The sequence below is a fragment of the Streptomyces sp. NBC_00259 genome, assembly GCF_036181745.1.
GTDB classification, from domain to species: Bacteria; Actinomycetota; Actinomycetes; order Streptomycetales; family Streptomycetaceae; genus Streptomyces; species Streptomyces pratisoli.
Genome location: NZ_CP108080.1, coordinates 5,435,945 through 5,454,422 on the forward strand (window position 1 = coordinate 5,435,945; position 18,478 = coordinate 5,454,422).

General features: G+C 71.0%; 16 protein-coding genes. 4 read left to right on the forward strand and 12 right to left on the reverse strand.

What is annotated here, in order from left to right; genetic code table 11:
* Nucleotides 1-26: 26 nt before the first annotated feature.
* Nucleotides 27-1,268 (reverse strand): acetate kinase, encoded by a 1,242-nt coding sequence (locus OG766_RS24770; RefSeq protein ID WP_328726231.1) that lies wholly within the window; start codon nucleotides 1,266-1,268, stop codon nucleotides 27-29.
* On the reverse strand, nucleotides 1,265-3,346 hold the full coding sequence (gene pta, locus OG766_RS24775) for a phosphate acetyltransferase (RefSeq protein WP_328726232.1): 2,082 nt from the start codon (nucleotides 3,344-3,346) through the stop codon (nucleotides 1,265-1,267). Before pta ends, OG766_RS24770 begins: the two co-directional genes overlap by 4 nt.
* 245 nt (nucleotides 3,347-3,591) lie before the next feature.
* Between pta and OG766_RS24780 the strand changes: the two genes are divergently transcribed.
* On the forward strand, nucleotides 3,592-4,617 hold the full coding sequence (locus tag OG766_RS24780; protein ID WP_266383413.1) for an ATP-dependent 6-phosphofructokinase: 1,026 nt from the start codon (nucleotides 3,592-3,594) through the stop codon (nucleotides 4,615-4,617).
* A gap of 109 nt (nucleotides 4,618-4,726) precedes the next feature.
* Here the strand turns inward: OG766_RS24780 and OG766_RS24785 are convergent, their stop codons facing one another.
* From OG766_RS24785 to OG766_RS24815, 7 genes are all read right to left on the reverse strand, one after another.
* A complete protein-coding gene (locus tag OG766_RS24785; protein WP_328726233.1) occupies nucleotides 4,727-5,386 on the reverse strand; it encodes an HAD family acid phosphatase in 660 nt (219 codons plus the stop codon).
* Between the two features lie 165 nt (nucleotides 5,387-5,551).
* Nucleotides 5,552-6,160: a helix-turn-helix domain-containing protein gene (locus OG766_RS24790; RefSeq protein WP_266384472.1), complete on the reverse strand. Its 609-nt coding sequence runs from the start codon at nucleotides 6,158-6,160 to the stop codon at nucleotides 5,552-5,554.
* A 143-nt stretch (nucleotides 6,161-6,303) separates the two neighbouring features.
* On the reverse strand, nucleotides 6,304-7,164 hold the full coding sequence (locus OG766_RS24795; protein WP_266384476.1) for a carbohydrate ABC transporter permease: 861 nt from the start codon (nucleotides 7,162-7,164) through the stop codon (nucleotides 6,304-6,306).
* 11 nt (nucleotides 7,165-7,175) lie between these two features.
* The gene (locus OG766_RS24800) at nucleotides 7,176-8,057 is read right to left on the reverse strand and encodes a carbohydrate ABC transporter permease (protein ID WP_266383418.1); all 882 of its coding nucleotides are present in this window, start codon (nucleotides 8,055-8,057) and stop codon (nucleotides 7,176-7,178) included.
* Nucleotides 8,058-8,061: 4 nt separating this feature from the next.
* Nucleotides 8,062-9,429 carry an ABC transporter substrate-binding protein gene (locus OG766_RS24805; RefSeq protein ID WP_266383422.1) on the reverse strand — a complete coding sequence of 456 codons (1,368 nt, stop codon included), beginning with the start codon at nucleotides 9,427-9,429 and terminating at the stop codon, nucleotides 8,062-8,064.
* A 259-nt stretch (nucleotides 9,430-9,688) separates the two neighbouring features.
* A complete protein-coding gene (locus tag OG766_RS24810; protein WP_266383425.1) occupies nucleotides 9,689-10,378 on the reverse strand; it encodes a response regulator in 690 nt (229 codons plus the stop codon).
* Complete coding sequence (locus OG766_RS24815) at nucleotides 10,375-12,099, reverse strand: sensor histidine kinase (RefSeq protein ID WP_266383429.1); 1,725 nt, start codon at nucleotides 12,097-12,099, stop codon at nucleotides 10,375-10,377. The genes OG766_RS24810 and OG766_RS24815 overlap by 4 nt, the downstream gene beginning before the upstream one ends.
* Nucleotides 12,100-12,226: 127 nt before the next feature.
* Here OG766_RS24815 and OG766_RS24820 point away from each other — a divergent pair, with 127 nt between their 5' ends.
* Complete coding sequence (locus tag OG766_RS24820; protein WP_266383432.1) at nucleotides 12,227-13,606, forward strand: cation:dicarboxylate symporter family transporter; 1,380 nt, start codon at nucleotides 12,227-12,229, stop codon at nucleotides 13,604-13,606.
* 111 nt (nucleotides 13,607-13,717) lie between these two features.
* Here OG766_RS24820 and OG766_RS24825 read toward each other — a convergent pair whose 3' ends face one another.
* On the reverse strand, nucleotides 13,718-14,251 hold the full coding sequence (locus tag OG766_RS24825; protein WP_266383435.1) for a PaaI family thioesterase: 534 nt from the start codon (nucleotides 14,249-14,251) through the stop codon (nucleotides 13,718-13,720).
* Nucleotides 14,252-14,322: 71 nt separating this feature from the next.
* Between OG766_RS24825 and OG766_RS24830 the strand changes: the two genes are divergently transcribed.
* Both OG766_RS24830 and OG766_RS24835 read left to right on the forward strand, forming a co-directional pair.
* On the forward strand, nucleotides 14,323-15,285 hold the full coding sequence (locus OG766_RS24830) for a GlxA family transcriptional regulator (protein ID WP_266383438.1): 963 nt from the start codon (nucleotides 14,323-14,325) through the stop codon (nucleotides 15,283-15,285).
* A 132-nt stretch (nucleotides 15,286-15,417) separates the two neighbouring features.
* On the forward strand, nucleotides 15,418-15,738 hold the full coding sequence (locus OG766_RS24835; RefSeq protein ID WP_266383441.1) for a GYD domain-containing protein: 321 nt from the start codon (nucleotides 15,418-15,420) through the stop codon (nucleotides 15,736-15,738).
* A gap of 154 nt (nucleotides 15,739-15,892) precedes the next feature.
* Here the strand turns inward: OG766_RS24835 and OG766_RS24840 are convergent, their stop codons facing one another.
* Together OG766_RS24840 and OG766_RS24845 are read right to left on the reverse strand one after the other, a co-directional pair.
* Nucleotides 15,893-16,837 (reverse strand): DUF1996 domain-containing protein, encoded by a 945-nt coding sequence (locus OG766_RS24840; RefSeq protein ID WP_266383444.1) that lies wholly within the window; start codon nucleotides 16,835-16,837, stop codon nucleotides 15,893-15,895.
* Between the two features lie 16 nt (nucleotides 16,838-16,853).
* Nucleotides 16,854-18,317: a glycoside hydrolase family 16 protein gene (locus tag OG766_RS24845; RefSeq protein ID WP_266383447.1), complete on the reverse strand. Its 1,464-nt coding sequence runs from the start codon at nucleotides 18,315-18,317 to the stop codon at nucleotides 16,854-16,856.
* Nucleotides 18,318-18,478 lie beyond the last annotated feature (161 nt).

The following is an 18,478-nucleotide window of genomic DNA, read 5'->3' on the forward strand; positions in this document are numbered from 1 at the left end:
CGCTCAGGCGTGGCCTGCCGGGCCGCTCAGGCCCCGGCCGGCCGGCCCGCGTCGTCCGGCCCCGCGTCGACCAGGGCGAACGTCTGCCGGGCGATCTCCAGTTCCTCGTCGGTCGGCACCACCGCGACCGCCACCCGCGCGTGGTCGGGCGAGACGATCCGCGGCTCGTCCGACCGTACGGCGTTGAGGTCCGTGTCCACCACAAGGCCGAGTTCCTCCAGACCGGCGACGGCCGCTTCCCGCACGGGAGCCGCGTTCTCGCCCACGCCCGCAGTGAACACCACCGCGTCCACGCGCCCGAGAACCGCGTAGTAAGCGCCGATGTACTTCTTGAGCCGGTGGACGTAGATCTCGAAGGCGAGCCGCGCGCTGCGGTCGCCCTCGTCGATCCGCCGCCGGATCTCCCGCATGTCGTTGTCGCCGCACAGTCCGACCAGACCGCTCTTCTTGTTCAGCAGGACGTCGACATCATCCTCGGACATCCCGGCGACCCGCTTGAGGTGGAAGGTCACCGCCGGGTCGATGTCACCGGAACGGGTCCCCATGACCAGCCCCTCCAAGGGGGTCAGCCCCATGGACGTGTCCACGCAGCGGCCGCCCGCGACCGCCGACGCGGACGCCCCGTTGCCCAGGTGCAGCACGATGACGTTGACGTCCTCCGGCGCCCTGCCCAGCAGCTCGGCCGCCTTGCGCGACACATACGCGTGCGAGGTGCCGTGGAAGCCGTAGCGGCGGATCCGGTGCGCGTCCGCCGTCTCGACGTCGATCGCGTACCGGGCCGCGTACTCCGGCATCGTCGTGTGGAACGCCGTGTCGAAGACCGCGACCTGGGGGAGGTCGGGGCGCAGGGCCTGGGCCGTGCGGATGCCGGTGATGTTGGCCGGGTTGTGCAGCGGCGCCACCGGCACCAGGCGCTCGATCTCCGCCATCACCTCGTCGGTGATCACGGTCGGGGCCGTGAACTTCAGGCCGCCGTGCACCACGCGGTGGCCGATCGCCGCCAGCTCGGGGGAGTCCAGGCCGAGCCCGTCGTGCGTCAGCTCCTCGGCGACGGCCTTCAGCGCGGCGGCGTGGTCCGCGATCGGGCCCGTACGCTCACGCTTCCCGGCCCCGTCGCCGGCCAGCGGGGTGTGCACCAGCCGGGACGTCTCCTCGCCGATCCGCTCGACCAGGCCGACGGCCAGCCGGGAGCCGTCGCGCATGTCGAGCAGCTGGTACTTCACCGACGAGGAGCCGGAGTTGAGGACGAGGACGCGCGAGGCGGTCATGCGGGAAGCTCCTGAGCCTGGGACTGGATCGCGGTGATCGCGACCGTGTTGACGATGTCGCTGACCAGCGCGCCCCGCGACAGGTCGTTGACCGGCTTGCGCAGACCTTGCAGCACCGGTCCCACGGCCACCGCGCCGGCCGAGCGCTGCACGGCCTTGTAGGTGTTGTTGCCGGTGTTGAGGTCGGGGAAGATCAGGACGGTCGCCTGGCCCGCCACCTCGGAGTCCGGCAGCTTGGTCGCCGCGACGGACGGCTCGACCGCCGCGTCGTACTGGATCGGGCCCTCGATACTCAGCTCCGGGTGGCGCTCACGCACCAGCTTGGTCGCCTCGCGCACCTTGTCCACGTCCGCGCCCGAGCCGGACGTCCCGGTGGAGTACGACAGCATCGCGATCCGCGGCTCGACGCCGAAGCGGGCCGCCGTCGCCGCCGACTGCACCGCGATGTCCGCGAGCTGCTCGGCGTCCGGGTCCGGGTTGACCGCGCAGTCGCCGTACACGAGCACCTTGTCGGCGAGGCACATGAAGAAGACGGAGGAGACGATCGAGGCCCCGGGATCGGTCTTGATGATCTCGAAGGCCGGGCGGATCGTCGCCGCGGTGGAGTGGACGGAGCCGGAGACCATGCCGTCCGCGAGGCCCTGCGAGACCATCAGGGTGCCGAAGTAGTTGACGTCCGAGACCACGTCGTGCGCCAGCTCCACCGTCACGCCCTTGTGGGCGCGCAGCCCCGCGTACAGCTCGGCGAACTCCTCGCGGAGCTCGGAGGTGGCCGGGTCGATCAGCTGCACCTGGGAGAGATCGATGCCGAGGTCGGCGGCCTTCTTGCGGATGACGTCGGTGCCGCCGAGGAGGGTCAGGTCGCAGACGCCGCGCCGCAGCAGGACGTCGGCCGCGCGCAGCACCCGCTCCTCGGTGCCCTCGGGCAGCACGACGCGGCGGCGCTGGGAACGGGCCTGCTCCAGCAGGTCGTGCTCGAACATCATCGGGGTGACCCGGCCGGTACGGGCCACCTCGAGGCGGGCGAGCAGCCCCGCCGTGTCGACGTGGCGCTCGAACAGACCGAGCGCGGTCTCCGCCTTGCGAGGCGTCCCGGCGCTCAACTTGCCTTCGAGCGCGAAGAGTTCGGCCGCGGTGGGGAAGGAGCCGCCGGGCACCGAGAGCACGGGTGTGCCCGGCGCCAGCCTGGCGGCCAGCGTGAGGATCGAGTCGGCCGGGCGCTCGTCGAGGGTGAGCAGCAGGCCCGCGATGGGCGGGGTGCCCGCGGAGTGCGCGGCGAGCGAGCCGACCACCAGGTCGGCGCGGTCGCCGGGGGTGACGACCATGCAGCCGGGGGTCAGGGCCTTCAGCAGGTTCGGCAGCATCGCGCCGCCGAAGACGAAGTCGAGCGCGTCCCGGGCGAGCCCGGAATCGTCCCCGAGCAGCACGGTGGCCCCCAGGGCCTGGGTGACCTGCGCGACCGTGGGCGCGGCGAGCGCCGGCTCGTCGGGCAGCACGTAGCAGGGGACGGGGACGCGGGCCGCGAGCCGCTCCGCGATCACCTGGCGGTCCTCCGGGGCCACCCGGTTCACGGCCATCGCGAGGATGTCGCAGCCCAGCACCTCGTAGGCGCGGTGGGCGTTGCGGGCTTCCGCCCGTACGGACTCCGCCGTCTGGCCCTTGCCGCCCACCACGGGTATGACCGAGGCGCCGAACTCGTTGGCCAGCCGGGCGTTCAGCGCCAGCTCGTCGGGGAGTTGGGTGGCGTGGAAGTCCGTGCCGAGGACGAGGACGACCTCGTAGTCGCGTGCGACCTGGTGGAAGCGGTCGACCAGCTGGGACACCAGCTCGTCGGTGCCCTTCTCGGCTTGCAGCGCGGCGGCCTCGTAGTAGTCCATGCCGTACACGGACGCCGGGTCCTGGGAGAGCCGGTAGCGCACACGCAGGAGATCGAACATGCGATCGGGTCCATCGTGCACGAGTGGGCGGAAGACCCCCACCCGGTCCACCTGGCGCGTCAGGAGCTCCATGACCCCCAGCTCCACCACCTGGCGACCGTCTCCGCGATCGATCCCGGTCACGTACACGCTCCGCGTCACGCGTGCTCTCCTGTCCTGCTCATCGGTGAGTGTCCTGCTGAACTGCGAGCTCATGTGTGCACTCATGCGCTCGAAATAACTCGATAGGGTGGCATTGCCCCCTTGACAATACCTCTGCGGGTGGGTAGGGCGCCCGCCATGCGAAGCCGGACCGGCGGAGGGTCCGGAACGGCGCGGTCCAGACCGGGCGTGTGAGAATCGAGAAGGGCTCACAGGTACCGCTAGCGAGCAGGAGACACAGCACGATGCGCATCGGAATTCTCACCGCAGGCGGTGACTGCCCCGGCCTGAACGCAGTGATCCGGTCGGTCGTGCACCGTGCCATGACCGGTCACGGGGATGAAGTCATCGGCTTCGAGGACGGGTTCAAGGGGCTGCTCGACGGCCACTACCGGCCCCTCGACCTCAACGCGGTGAGCGGCATCCTCGCCCGCGGCGGCACGATCCTCGGCTCGGCCCGCCTGGAGCGCTCCCGGCTGCGCGAAGCCGCCGAGAACTCCGGGGAGTTGGCACGCCGGTACGGCCTCGACGCGCTCATCCCGATCGGCGGCGAGGGCACGCTCACCGCGGCCCGGATGCTGGCGGACGCCGGGATGCCCGTCGTCGGCGTACCGAAGACCATCGACAACGACATCTCCTCCACCGACCGCACCTTCGGCTTCGACACCGCCGTCACCGTCGCCACCGAGGCCATCGACCGGCTCAAGACCACGGCCGAGTCCCACCAGCGGGTCATGGTCGTGGAGGTGATGGGCCGGCACGCCGGCTGGATCGCGCTGGAGTCCGGCATGGCGGGCGGCGCCCACGGCATCTGCCTGCCCGAGCGGCCCTTCCATGTCGAGGACCTGGTGAAGATGGTCGAGGAGCGCTTCTCCCGCGGCAAGAAGTTCGCGGTCATCTGCGTCGCCGAGGGCGCACATCCGGCCGAGGGCTCCATGGAGTACAAGAAGGGCGAGATCGACCAGTACGGTCACGAGCGCTTCACGGGCATCGGCACCCGGCTCGCCGGGGAGCTGGAGCGCCGGCTCGGCAAGGAGGCCCGCCCCGTCATCCTCGGCCATGTGCAGCGCGGCGGCGTCCCGACCGCGTACGACCGGGTGCTCGCGAACCGCTTCGGCTGGCACGCGGTGGAGGCCGTGCACCGCGGCGAGTTCGGCATGATGACCGCGCTGCGTGGTACGGAGGTGGCCATGGTCCCCCTCGCGGAGGCGGTCACCCGGCTGAAGACCGTGCCCGAGGACCGGATGCACGAGGCCGAGTCGGTCTTCTGAGCCCGTCCGGGACCCGGGAGCCCGGGACCGGGACGCGTGGTGCACCGTCCGCCGGTCGCGGCCGTGAGGCGGCAGGACCGGCGGACGGGCGGGTTCGCGCGGGAACGCGTCAGGACAGCTTGCCGTCGTAGTCCGGCAGCTTGAACGTGCGCTCGGCGTGACCGCCGACCAGGTCGCTGGACCTGTTGCCGACGTTCGCGATGATCGTGTAGCCCTTGGCCTCGATCTCCGCGCGCTTACCGGTCTTGTACGCGCTGACCTCCTCGAACAGATCGGGGATGCTGCGTACGTACAGCCCGTCGACCGGGTAGCCGGCCTTGTGGAGGTTGTACGAGGTCAGCGACTCGATGATGCCGGGCCGGGCCGTGACGAAGAAGATGTCCACGCCGCGGGAGTCGGCGTAGCGGGCGAGGTCCAGCACCTGCTCGACCGCGGGGGTCGGGTACTCCCAGAAGTAGTGGAAGTCCGTCTCCAGCGAGGTGTTGTCGATGTCCAGCACCATCGCCAGCCGCCGGCCGGACGCGTCGGCCGTGCGCTGCTCGATGTACGGCCGTGCGGTGGCGACGACCGCCGAGACATCGCGCTGCCAGGTCGCGTAGTCGACACCGCCGAGCGCGGCGAAGGTGGCGCCGGTCCGCTGCACCGCGGGAGTGGGTGCGGGTGCCGTGGTGGGTGCGGTCGCGGCCGTGGCGGTGGCCGTCATCGACGCGGTGAGGGCCAGCGCGGCGAACGAGACCGCGGCGCGGGAGGTCCATCTGCGTACATGCATGGGGGGTTCACTCCTGAGGAGGTCCGGTGGACGCCTTGTCGGGCACGGAGTGCCGAAAGGGCCTTGGCATGTTCGCGTTCAACAATGGACGGAATGCGGCGTTCCCTCTACCCCCGGGTAACTACGTTGTTTCGGAAGGGAGTAGGGCGCGTCGCGGCCACGGGCTCAGCCGGGAGCCAGTATCCAGAACTCGTGCACGATCCGGTCGAGGAACTCCTTGCCCGACTCGCCGGAGCTCTCCGAGGCACCCCAGCTGGAAGTGGCCGCCATACGGGCGTGGTAGCCGGCGTGCAGCTGTTGCAGGATGCCCTCCAGCCGGCGCTTCGGCATCGGCAGAATCTTCGCCACCGGGCGTACGTACGCTTGCCAGCGGGTCGTCGCCGCGCTGCGGAGCAGATCCGCCAGCTCCTCGTTCCGGCCGGTCGCCGTCAGCAGCTCGCGCGGGGACAGGGCCAGGGCCTGGGCGAGCGCCGCGGTCTGGCGTTCGTTGCCGCGCCAGTGGTTCGCGTCCTCCATGCGCCGGTACGCGGCGGAGTCCAGGCCGACGCGGCGCGCCAGGTCGTCGGGGCTCAGTGCGCGGGCCATCCGGTGCTCGCGCAGGCTCTGGGGTGCGCCGAGCAGTTCGGCGGGGGAGCACCACAGCACCCCGGCGAGCGCGGTCAGTTCCTGGGAGTCCGGCGCCAGCTGACCTCGTTCCCAGGCGACCACGACGTCCGGCGTTGTCCGGAGGCCGTACTGTGCCTGGAGTCCGTAGGCGACATGCCCGGGTGCCATCCCCAGGGCCTCGCGCAGGCGGCGGGCGGCGGGGGCGTTGAAGGGCGGGGTGGAGTGCACGCGCACACCGTAGGAGCGGACAGTCACTGCTGGCTACGGTGGGTTTACCCAAAGCCCGGAACTCGTAGGAAACTCCAGAGTGATCATCCCTTGACCGAGCCGCCGAGCGTGAAGCCGCCCCCGAGCCGCCGGGCGATCAGCACGTACAGCACCAGCACCGGCAGCGAGTAGAGGATCGAGAACGCCGCCAGCTGGCCGTAGACCACCGAGCCGTAGTTGCCGAACAGGGTGAAGACGGAGACGGACGCGGGAAGCTGCTCGGGGGAGAGCAGCAGCATGAAGGGGACGAAGAAGTTTCCCCAGAGCATGATGAACGTGTAGATCATCACCACCGTGACCCCCGGGCCCATCAGGGGCAGCACCACCCGGGTCAGGGTCTGCGTCATCGACGCTCCGTCGGTCCACGCCGCCTCCTCCAGCACGAGCGGGACGCCGTCCATGAAGTTCTTCATCAGCCAGATGGCGAACGGAAGCTGGGAGGTCGCGAGGAACAGCGCCGTCCCGTGCATCGTGTCGATCAGCTCCACCTGGACGAACAGGCCGTACACCGGAACCATCACCGCCGTGATCGGCAGACAGGTCGTGAAGAGGATCGTCAGCAGGAACGGCCGGTTGAAGCGGGACCGGTAGCGGGAGAGCGGATAGGCCGCCAGCGCCGCGCAGACGACCGTGACGACGGTCGCACCGCCGCACAGCAGCAGACTGTTGAGCATCGGCGTGAAGGTGATCTCGTCGGTGAGTACGGCGTCGAAGTGCTCGGCCGTGACCGAGCCGGGCAGGCGTACCCGCAGATCGGCGTCCGCGTTCACCGACGCCAGCACCAGCCAGAGCAACGGAAGCGCGAAGCCCGCCGCGGTGAGCAGCAGCGCGGCGTCGGCGGCGAGGCGGGCCTTCGTACGCCGGTGCACCGGCCCCCGTGCCCGGCCGCGCAGCGATCCGCGCATCGGACCACGCATCAGACCTCCACCTTCAGCAGCCGCAGGTACACGACCGAGAACAGCGAGCCGACCAGGAGCAGCAGCAGCGCCACCGCCGTCCCGTACCCGATCAGACTCTTCAGGAACGCCTGGTCGTACATGAACACCGGCAGGGTCTGGCTGCGATTGCCGGGCCCACCGCGCGTCATCGCCCAGATGAGACCGAAGACGGACAGCGTGGAGAGCGTGTTGAGCATCAGCGTCGTCCCGATGGAACGGCGGATCATCGGCAGCGTGATGTACCGCAGCCGGCGGACGCCCCCGGCGCCGTCGACCTCGGCGGCCTCGGTGACGTCGCGCGGGACCTCGGCGAGCGCGGCCGAGTAGATCAGCATCGAGAACGCGGTGCCGCGCCAGACGTTGGCGAACGACACCGCGAGGATCGGCAGCGTGAACAGCCAGTTCTGGGACGGCAGATGCAGCCAGTCCAGCACGGCGTTGAGCGTGCCCTCGCGACGGAAGAACGCGTACAGCAGGAACGCCGCGACGATCTCCGGCAGCACCCAGGCCGTGATGACGAGCGCGCCCGTGAGCGTACGCACCGGCCGGGACGCGGCCCGCATCAGCCCGGCAAGCGCCAGCCCCAGCGTGTTCTGCCCGAGGACCGCCGAGACCACGGTGAAGACCAGCGTCAGCCAGACCGCGTTGCGGAAGTCCTCGTCGGCGAAGGCGCGGCGGAAGTTGTCCAGGCCGACGAAGTGCGAACCGGACGCCCCGGTCAGCTGGGTGTCGGTGAAGGCGATCCACACGCAGTAGCCGATCGGCCCGGCGAGGAACAGCAGCAGGAGCAGCGTGGCGGGGGTCAGCGGCACCCACCGCCACGCCCGGGCTCCGCGGGAGTCCCGGCTGTCCCGGCTCACCGGCTCACTTCTCCACGACCGCGCCGTCGGCGATGGTCCGCAGCTGTTCGTCGTACGCCTTCGCCGCGGCCGCCGGAGAGGCGTCACCGGTCGTCACCTTCTCCATCGCCTCGCCGATGGCCGTGGACACCTGGGGATAGACGGGCAGCGCCGGCCGGTAGTGCGTGTACGGCACGAGCTGGGTGAAGAACCTGATGCCCGGCATGGACGACAGATAGCGCGGGTCCGCGGCCACGTCCTTGCGCACGGCGATCTGGGCGCCCACGACGTCCCACCGCACCGCGTTCTCCCGCGACTGCAGCGTCTTGAGGAACTCCCAGGCCAGATCCGGGTTGTTCGCCTTCTGCGGGATCGCCCAGGTCCAGCCGCCGGACATGGACACCTTGCCGGGAGCCTGGCCGTGCTGCGTGGGCATCGGGGCCTGCGCCAGGTCCTTCTCCCAGGCCGGCCACTCCTTGGGGCCCTTGTTGATCCAGTTCTGGCCCATCCAGGAGCCGTCGAGGGAGATGGCGAGCTTGCCCTCGGGGAAGAACTCGGTCGCGACACGGGTGCCGACGTTCGGGTCGAGCGCGTCCGAGACGTCCGGGCCGAGCTTCTCCCCGTACACGGTCCGTACGAATCCGAGTGCGTCCTGGAAGCCCTTGCCGCCCGCGACCCACTTCTTGGCCGCCGGGTCGTACAGCGGGTCCGCGCCCGTGCCGTACAGCAGCATCTCGAAGCCCTGCATCACGGCCGCCTCGCCGGGGCCCTTGCCGGTGTAGACGTTGAGCGGGATGACGCCGGGGACCTCGCGCTTGACGGTGCGGGCGGCGTCGAGGACCTCGTTCCAGTTCCTGGGCCGCCAGTCGGCGGGCAGGCCCGCCTTGGCGAAGATCTCCTTGTTGTACCAGAGGCCACGGGTGTCCGTGCCGTCCGGGACGCCGTACGTCTTGCCGTCCTCGGCCTTCGCTGCCGCGCGGGCCGTGTCGACGAACTGGTCCCAGGCGTCCCACTTCGCGAGGTAGTCGTCGAGGGGCTTCAAGTACCCGGCCTTGATGTCGGAGTTGATGCGGAAGGTGTCCTCGTAGACCAGGTCGGGGGCGGTCTTCGGGGAGCGCATCATCTGCTGCGCCTTGGTGGCGTAGTCGTTGTCCGGGGCCTGGACGGGGATCAGTTTGACCGTCTTGCCGGGGTGGGCCTTCTCGAACTCCTTCTTCACGGACTCCAGGAAGGCGTCCTTGAAGCGGATGTTGTTGTCGGTCGAGCGGTTGTAGACCACCTCGACGGTGTTCGTGTCGCCCGCGCCGGAGCCGCCGCCGCAGGCGGTGAGGACGAGCCCGAGGGCGAGGGCGAGTACCGGAGGGGCGAGGGTCGGTGGAGCGTTGGGGCGCACGGGCACGACCTCCTCTGTCAGCCGTGGGGGCTGCCAGGTGACCGTAGGTCCGGCCCGGAATCAAGGTCAATGCCCGTGCACGAAAGGGCTTTCGGTCGGATGGTCCGGCGGTCCGGCGTCACGGCTCCGGTGGTCGCGTGATGCGGCGGTGCGGCGTTACGGCTCCGGTGGTCGCGTGGTGCGCGTTACGGCTCCGGTGGTCACGTGGTGCGGCGGTCCGCTCCGGTGGTCGCGTGGTGCGGTCGGCCGCCGGGGCGGCTCAGCGGGCCGAGCGGATCCAGCGGTACTGGAGCTCCGGGCGGCCGATCTGGCCGTACTGAGGGCTGCGGGCGGCGCGTCCCTCGGTGACCAGGTGCTCCAGGTAGCGGCGCGCGGTGATGCGCGAGATGCCGACCGACGCGGCCGCCTCGGCCGCGGTGAGGCCGGCCTCGGTGTCCCGCAGGGTGCGGGTCACGGCCTCCAGCGTGGGCGCGCTGAGGCCCTTCGGGAGGGTGGTGGGCTGAGGGGTTCGCAGCGTCGCGAGCGCCCGGTCCACCTCGTCCTGACCGGACGCCTCGCCCGCGGTGGCGCGGAACTCGGCGTACCGGTCGAGCCGGTCGCGGAGCGTGGCGAAGGTGAACGGCTTCAGCACGTACTGGACCACGCCGAGGGACACGCCCTCGCGGACGATGGCCAGATCGCGCGCGGACGTCACGGCGATCACGTCGGCGGAGTGCCCGGCGGCGCGCAGGGAGCGCAGCAGTTGCAGCCCGTGCCCGTCGGGCAGATACAGGTCGAGCAGGATCAGCTCGACGGGTGTGCGCTCCAGCACCCGGTACGCCTCGGCCCGTGAATGCGCCACCCCGGCGACGGTGAACCCGGGCATGCGGCGGACGTACAGGGCGTGCGCGTCGGCGGCGACGGGATCGTCCTCGACGACGAGTACGCGGATGGCGGCGGGTGCGGTCATGCGCTCACCTCCGCGGCTCTGAGCGGCAGTCGTACCGTGAACTGAGCGCCACCGTAAGGGCCCTGCTCCACCTCGACCGTGCCCCGGCCCCGGTGCGCGGCCTGCCGCACAAGCGCGAGCCCCAGCCCCCGCCCGGGGCCCCTGGTCGACCAGCCGCGCTCGAACACGGCCTCCACGTCGCCGGAACGCACCCCGGGGCCGGAGTCGCTGACGCGCAGGACGAGTTCGCCGTCGTCGGTGCGGGCCGTGACGACGACCCGGGGGTGGCGGTGCGCGGACCCCGCCGTCCCCGGCGAGGAGGAATGAGGGTCTGCCTCCGTGTCCCCGGACCGGGAACTCCGGGCGCCGGGGACGGTGGCGTGCGGGCGGGGCGCGGCGTCGGCGGGCGCGTCCGTGGCCGGGGCGCCCGACGACGCCTCGACCGCGTTGTCGATGAGGTTGCCGAGCACGGTGACCAGATCCCGCGGCGGCAGCCACGGCGGCAGGACCCCGTCGTCGATGCGGCTGTCGTCGGTCAGGACCAGTTCGACGCCGCTCTCGTTGGCCTGGGCCGCCTTGCCCAGCAGCAGCGCCGCCAGCACCGGCTCGCCGACCGCGCTCACCACACGGTCCGTGAGGACCTGGGCCAGTTCGAGCTCGGCCGTGGCGAACTCGACCGCCTCGTCCGCGCGGCCCAGCTCGATCAGGGAGACCACGGTGTGCAGCCGGTTCGCGGCCTCGTGGGCCTGGGCGCGCAGCGCCTGGGTGAAGCCACGCTCGGAGTCGAGCTCGCCGGTGAGCGCCTGGAGTTCGGTGTGGTCCCGCAGGGTCACGACCGTGCCCCGGCGCTCGCCGCCGACCACCGGCTGGGTGGACACGACCAGCACCCGGTCCGCGGTCAGATGCAGCTCGTCGACCCGCGCCTCACTCGCCAGCAGCACCCCCGTCAGCCCGGGCGGCAGGCCCAGTTCGCCCGCGCTCCGGCCCACCACGTCCGCGTCCAGGCCGAGCAACTCGCGTGCGCCGTCGTTGATCAGGGCGATGCGCCGCCGCCCGTCGAGCATCAGCAGCCCCTCACGTACCGCGTGCAACGTGGCCTCGTGGTAGTCGTGCATCCGGCTTAGCTCCGATGCGTTCATCCCGTGCGTGTGCCGGCGCAGCCGTGCGTTGATCACGTACGTACCGACGCCGCCCAGCGCCAGTGCCACCCCCGCCATCCCCAGCAGCGCGGTGACCTGCTCCCGTACCTGCTCGCTGATCCTGTCGATGGTGATGCCCGAGCTCACGAGCGCGACGATCCGGCCGTCCTCGCGCACCGGCGCCACCGTCCGTACCGAGCGGCCCAGCACTCCCATGTGCGTCTCCGAGAACGTACGCCCGCGCAGCGCCTCGTCGATGTGCCCCAGATACGTGCGGCCGATCTGGTCCGGCTCCGGATGCGTCCACCGTGTGCCGTCCGGAGCCATGATCACCACGAAGTTGACGCCCGAGTCCTTCCGCAGTCGCTCGGCGTAGGGCTGCAGCACCGCGGTCGGATCGGGTGACCGCACGGCGGCCACCACCGAAGGCGAGTCCGCCACCGCGGTCGCGGTGGCGGTCACCTGCCGGCGGGCCGTTTCCTCGGCCTGCTCGCGATCGGTGAGATAGGCGAAGAACGCGCACCCCGCCACGATCGCGGCGACCAGGACCACCTGCATCGCGAAGAGCTGGCCGGCGAGGCTCCGTGGGCGGGGTATGTGCATGGGTCAAGTCTGCCTGGCTGATTTCGTGTGAACGAAACGCACGCAAGGGTGACCGGAGTCACAGGCTGCTGAATAGTCACCGGCATCCACCGGGACGTGGATGCTCATCAGCCGAGGAGGAATCCCTGTGGCAAGCGCAGCCGCACCAGCAGCCGCAAGGCGGGACCGCACCCACTATCTGTATCTCGCCGTCATCGGTGCCGTCGTCCTCGGCATCATCGTGGGCTTCGCGGCCCCCGGAGTCGCCGTCGAGCTCAAGCCGATCGGCACCGGGTTCGTCAACCTGATCAAGATGATGATCTCCCCGATCATCTTCTGCACGATCGTGCTCGGCGTCGGCTCGGTCCGCAAGGCCGCCAAGGTCGGCGCCGTCGGCGGCCTCGCCCTCGGCTACTTCCTGGTCATGTCGACGGTGGCGCTCGCCATCGGGCTGATCGTGGGCAACATCCTGGAGCCGGGCGCCGGACTGGACCTCACGGAGGCCGCGAAGGCCGCGGGCGAGAAGCAGGCCGCGGGCGCCAGCGAGGGCACCGTGGACTTCCTCCTCGGGATCATCCCGACGACGCTGGTCTCCGCCTTCACCGAGGGCGAGGTGCTGCAGACGCTGGTGGTCGCCCTGCTCTCGGGCTTCGCGCTGCAGGCCATGGGCACGGCGGGTGAGCCGATCCTGCGCGGTATCGGGCACATCCAGAAGCTCGTCTTCCGCATCCTCGCGATGATCATGTGGGCGGCGCCCGTCGGTGCCTTCGGCGCGATCGCGGCGGTGGTCGGCGAGACCGGTGTCGACGCGCTGAAGTCGCTCGCGGTGATCATGATCGGCTTCTACATCACCTGTGCGCTCTTCGTGGTCCTGGTGCTCGGCGGACTGCTGCGGCTCGTCGCCGGCATGAACCTGTTCGCGCTGCTGAAGTACCTCGGCCGGGAGTTCCTGCTGATCCTCTCCACCTCGTCGTCCGAGTCCGCCCTGCCGCGGCTCATCGCCAAGATGGAGCACCTGGGCGTCTCGAAGCCCGTCGTCGGCATCACCGTCCCGACCGGCTACTCGTTCAACCTCGACGGCACCGCGATCTATCTGACGATGGGCTCGATCTTCGTCGCCGAGGCGATGGGCACCCCGCTCTCGATCAGCGAGCAGATCTCGCTGCTCGTCTTCATGGTCATCGCGTCCAAGGGCGCGGCGGGCGTCACCGGAGCGGGTCTGGCGACCCTCGCCGGCGGCCTCCAGTCGCACAAGCCCGCGCTGGTCGACGGCGTCGGTCTGATCGTCGGCATCGACCGGTTCATGAGCGAGGCCCGGGCCCTCACCAACTTCGCGGGCAACGCCGTCGCCACGGTCCTCGTCGGCACCTGGACGAAGGAGATCGACAAGGAGCGGGCTGCCGGGGTCCTCGCCGGGCACATCCCGTTCGACGAGAAGACCCTCGTCGACGACCATGCCCCGGCCGCCCACGCCGACGTACCGGAGCAGCGGGACGGGGCCGTCGCCGAGCCGGTCGCCAAGGTCTGAGCACCTCGACACCCCCGTCCGAGAACCCCGGACACCTCGTCCGAGAACCCCGGACACCCGTCCCGCGACACCCCCAGGGGCCCCGGCACCACGCCGGGGCCCCTGCCCGTGTCAGCCGACGGGGAAGGAGAACACCGCACACGTCGTCGACCCGTGCGCGTACAGCTTCCCGTCCTCGATCCCCACCACCCGCGCCTCGGCCGTCGCCGTGGTCCGCCCGACGTGCAGCGCCGTCCCCGTGACCCGCAGCGGCGGGGTGTCCGCGAAGACCGGACGGATCAGATGCAGACCCAGCTGCGTCGTGGTGTACGTGGAGCCCGCGGGCAGCCGGCTCATCACCGCCGAGCCGAGCGCCGCGTCCGTCACCGACGCCAGATAGCCGCCGTGCACGCTGCCCATCGGGTTGTAGAGGTGCTCGCCGTGCTCGGTCTCGAAGACCGCGAGGCCGTCCCCGACCTCGACGAACCGGAACCCGAGCGTGCTCATGATGGGCGCGGAGGGGAAGCGGCCGTCGATCCCGGCCTGCAGGATCTCCCGCCCGGTCATCCCGAGGATGTCGGCCGTCGGCCGTACCGGCGCGCCCCAGGTGTGCGTACGGGACCGGGTGTCCCGGAGGGCTTCTTCACTGCTGATGTCCATGCTCATACGGAGAATCCAAGCCCGGCGCCGATCGCCACGGGAGTGTCGGATCCGACGTCGTTGATACGATTCCCGACATGAAGGTGGCCGTACTCGCGCTCGACGGGGTGTTCGGCTCCGGGCTCTCCGCGATCCTCGACGTCCTGCACACGGCGAACGCCCTGCGCGGTGAGCTGCCTCAGCCCCCGCCCGAGTGGGAGATCCACACCGTCGGATTCCGCCGCCGGGTCACCACCGGCGTGGGCCACACCGTGCACACCGAGCCGGCCGGCTCCGTCGCCGACGCGGACCTGCTCGTCGTCCCCGCCACCACGGAGCGCCGCCCCGACGCCCTGGTCACCTACGTCTCCGGAGACACGACCCGGCCCGCGCGCGGGCTGCTCACCGAGGTCCGGTCCGCGGGCACACCGGTCGCCTCCGCCTGCACGGGCACGTTCCTGCTCGCCGAGTCCGGGGTGCTCGACGGACAGCGGGCGACGACGAGTTGGTGGCTGTCGCCCGTGTTCCGGGCCCGCTACCCGGCCGTCGGCCTCGACGAGACCTCGATGGTGACGGTCTCCGGCGGGATCACCACCGCGGGAGCCGCCTTCGCGCACCTGGACCTCGCCCTGTCCGTGGTCCGCACCGCCAGCCCGGCCCTCGCCGAACTCGTCTCCCGCTATCTCGTCGTGGACGACCGGCCCTCCCAGGCCGCGTACGCCATCCCCGCCGCGCTCGCCCAGAGCGACCCGACCGTCTCGGCCTTCGAACGCTGGGCCCGCGAGCACCTCCACGAGCCGCTCGTCGTCTCCGAGGCGGCGCGGGCGCTGGGCATCAGCGAACGCACCCTGCAACGGGCCGTGTCCAGAACGCTGGGCACCACCCCGGTCCGCTTCGTCCAGGATCTGCGGGTCGAGCAGGCGAGCCATCTGCTGCGGACCACGACCCTGCCCCTCCCCGTCATCGCCCGCCGCGTCGGCTACGAGAACCCGGGCACCCTTCGACTGCTGCTCCGTACCCGCGCGGGCACGACGGCGACGAGCCTGCGCGGCCGGGCCTGAAGCCCGCCGGGCCGCCGGCCGGCGAGTCCCGGCCCCCGGGCCCCGCCCGGACCCGCTCGGATGGCCCGAACCCGGCCGCTGCCCAAGGGTGGATCCCAGGTGGATCCCCAGGCGATCGAACGGAAGAGGCACATGCCGAAATACCTGATCCAGGCCAGCTACAGCGCCGAGGGCACCAAGGGCCTGCTCGCCGAGGGCGGCACGGGCCGCAGGGAGGCCGTGGTGCGGACCCTCGCGTCGTGCGGCGGCACCCTCGAATGGATGTACTTCGCCTTCGGCGACGACGACCTGTACATCGTCGCCGACATGCCCGACGACGTCTCCATGGCCGCCACATCCATCGCGGTGCGTGCCACGGGGGCGATCCGCTCCCGGGCCGTACCCCTGCTCAGCCCGGAGGACATCGACGCGGCCACCACGAAGGCCGTCGACTTCCGGGCGCCGGGTGCCTGACCGTCCGGAACATCACGCCGTACGGAATGCCGTACGGCATGCCGACGCCGCCGGGACACCCGTCCCGGCGGCGCGGCACTCCTGTCCGCCGTCTGGCGGCTCCTTGCCTTCTGCCGGCTCCTGTCCGCCGGCTCAGGACTGCTGACTCATCGGCTCACTGCTCGATCGGACGTCCGTCCGTCCCGCACACGTAGCCCGCGACGATGCAGTCCCGCACCCGGCGCTCCAGCTCCGCCTGGTCCCAGGCGTTGAAGAAGTCGCCGTGGAAGGTGTAGCCGGGCGCGTCGGTCACGTTCGCCCCGTCCCGGGTGCCGGCGAGGGTGAGCCCGCCGCCCTGAACCGGCCAGGTGATCAGCAGCTCCAGCCGGGGCACGACCACGGGGTGACTGGACGGGCACGTCTGGCCGGTCGCGTACGCCATGTGGTCACGATGGTTGGCGCTGTCCAGGTTCTTCCCGTCCCAGCAGGTGGGGAAGTCCAGATAGTTCTCCAGCTTGGTGCCGGCCGGGCAGTTCATGAAGTCCCGGCTCGACTCGGGCCGTCCGACACAGGACCAGCGCGCGGCCGGATTCTGGTCGGGCGAGGTGGCGAGGGCGTTGCCGACGACGTACCGCAGTCCGCGCGGGTGGGCGACGGCACGCGTCCGGTCGGTGATGCCCTGGTAGTAGACGGTGACCCGCTCGGGGGCCACGGGCACTCCGTTCCGGTAGAGGGTGGGCGTCCAGTAGGAGGAAAGGTCGGTCTGCGGGGTGCAGTTGGTGGTGCCCGCGCTCAGCGACTGGAGCGTCGAGGAGGCGTTCGCCGTCCTGTTCCCGTAGAACTCGTGGATGTGGGAGCGGCCCGCCTGGCCGGGGAAGACGATCGGGTCGTCGCCCTGCCGGTGGCTGGAGAAGCAGTCGGCGCGGAATTCGCTCCCCCGCAACGGGGCCGCGGCCTGGGCGGTGATCGCCGCCGCCTGGGCCTTGGTGTACGTGTAGGCGTGGGCTTTGTGGTTCGTCCGGTCGTGGCCCGCGCCGCCGTGGTCGTTCCCGGTCGCGCATCCGGCCGTCGTCAGGAAGAGCACGGCCGCCGCGCCCGCGAGCAGCCTGCGGATCAGCATGTCCGTCGTCCTCCTGTCAGCCGAACGGGATGCGGACGACGGACTGGTTGCCGATGCCCAGGGTGCTGGCGCCGTTGCCGATGGCGTTCCACACCTCGATCCGCACCTTGCCGTTCGTCAGGTTCCCGTGCGTACCGGTGGCGGACTGCAGTCCTCTGGCCTGTGTGTAGTGCTCGTAGCCCGGCGCGGGATCGGTGGCGAAGTAGTGGTACGTCTCGGTGCGGTCCCAGGTCCCGTCCCCCGTGCGGTCGTAACTCACCCTCACCTGCTGGCCGTTGGCGACGGTCGTGCCCGCGTCCACGAAGAGGTCGAACTGGGTCGAGCCGCCGTTGTACGCCCTGGTGATCGGGCCCGAGGTGAACACCTGAGGACTGTGCGGGCTGCCGTCGTGGTTCGCGCCCCCGGCCGAGGCGAGCGCGACGGTGGAGCCTGCGCCGGTCGCGTCACCGGCGGCGCCGCTGCCCCGCAGATACAGCTGGGAGGAGCCGGACGGGGGCGGGTCGGTCGGGTCCGGCGGGGTCGTGCTGCCGCCCCGGGTCCACACGCCGACGTAGTCGACCAGCATCGGGCGCCCGGGGACGGTCGCGGCCGTCGGGGTCTTCCCGGCCAGCGCGTCCGGGAAGGCACCGCCGATCGCGACGTTGAGCAGGAGGAAGTAACCCGCGTGCTCGGTCATGTTGGCCCAGGTGCCCGCGTCCACCCGGTTCTGGTCCACGCTGTGGAAGAGCTGGTCGTCCACGTACCAGCGCAGCGCGTTGGGCGAGGCGGAGCGGTCCCACTCGAAGCGGTACGTGTGGAACGCCGACTGGCAGCTGGCGCCGGGGCAGGTGCGGCTGGCGCCGAGGCCGGTCGTCTCGTTGCACGGCCCGCCCGGGTTCACCCCGCAGTGGAGCACGCCCCAGACGGAGTTGATGCCGTTGACGTTCTCCATGATGTCGAACTCGCCGATGCCGGGCCAGTTCCAGTAGTTGCCCCGGTACGGCGCGCCGAGTGCCCAGAAGGCGGGCCAGTAGCCGAGTGCCGCGTCACCGGTCACATTGGGCATCTGGATGCGGCCCTCGATACGGAGGGTGCCGCCGGCCGGGGCCTTGAAGTCGGCGCGGCGGGTCTCGATCCGGGCGGAGGTCCAGTTCCCGGCGCCGTCGCGGAGCGGGGTGATGCGGAGGTTGCCGTTGCCGTCGAGGCTGAGGTTGTCGGGACTGGACGTGTAGTTCTGGATCTCGCCGGTGCCCCAGTTGCCGGGGCCGCCGGGGTAGCCGTGACCGGTGTCGATCTGCCAGTCGGCGGAGGACGGCAGGGACCGGTCAGGACCGGTGAAGTCGTCGCTCCACTGCAGGGTCCAGCCGGGTGCGGGCGGTACGTCCCCGCGCGCGGTCCCGGCGCCGCCGACGGCGAGGAAGCCGGTGAGGGCGACCACGGCGGCGAGGACGGCGGTGAGGGCGGGGAATCGCGAGAGTCTGCTGATGCGGCTCGTGCTCAAGGAAGACCTCCGGAGGGGGGTGGTGCCGGAGTGGGGCTGAGAGCGCTCTCAGAGAGTTTTTGTAGATGGAGACAGGGCAGCCGTCAATGCCTTGCGTGCCTTAACTTCCCGAACGCACAAGCTGGTTGGCGACACGGCAGTGGCCCGTACGGTGTCGCCGG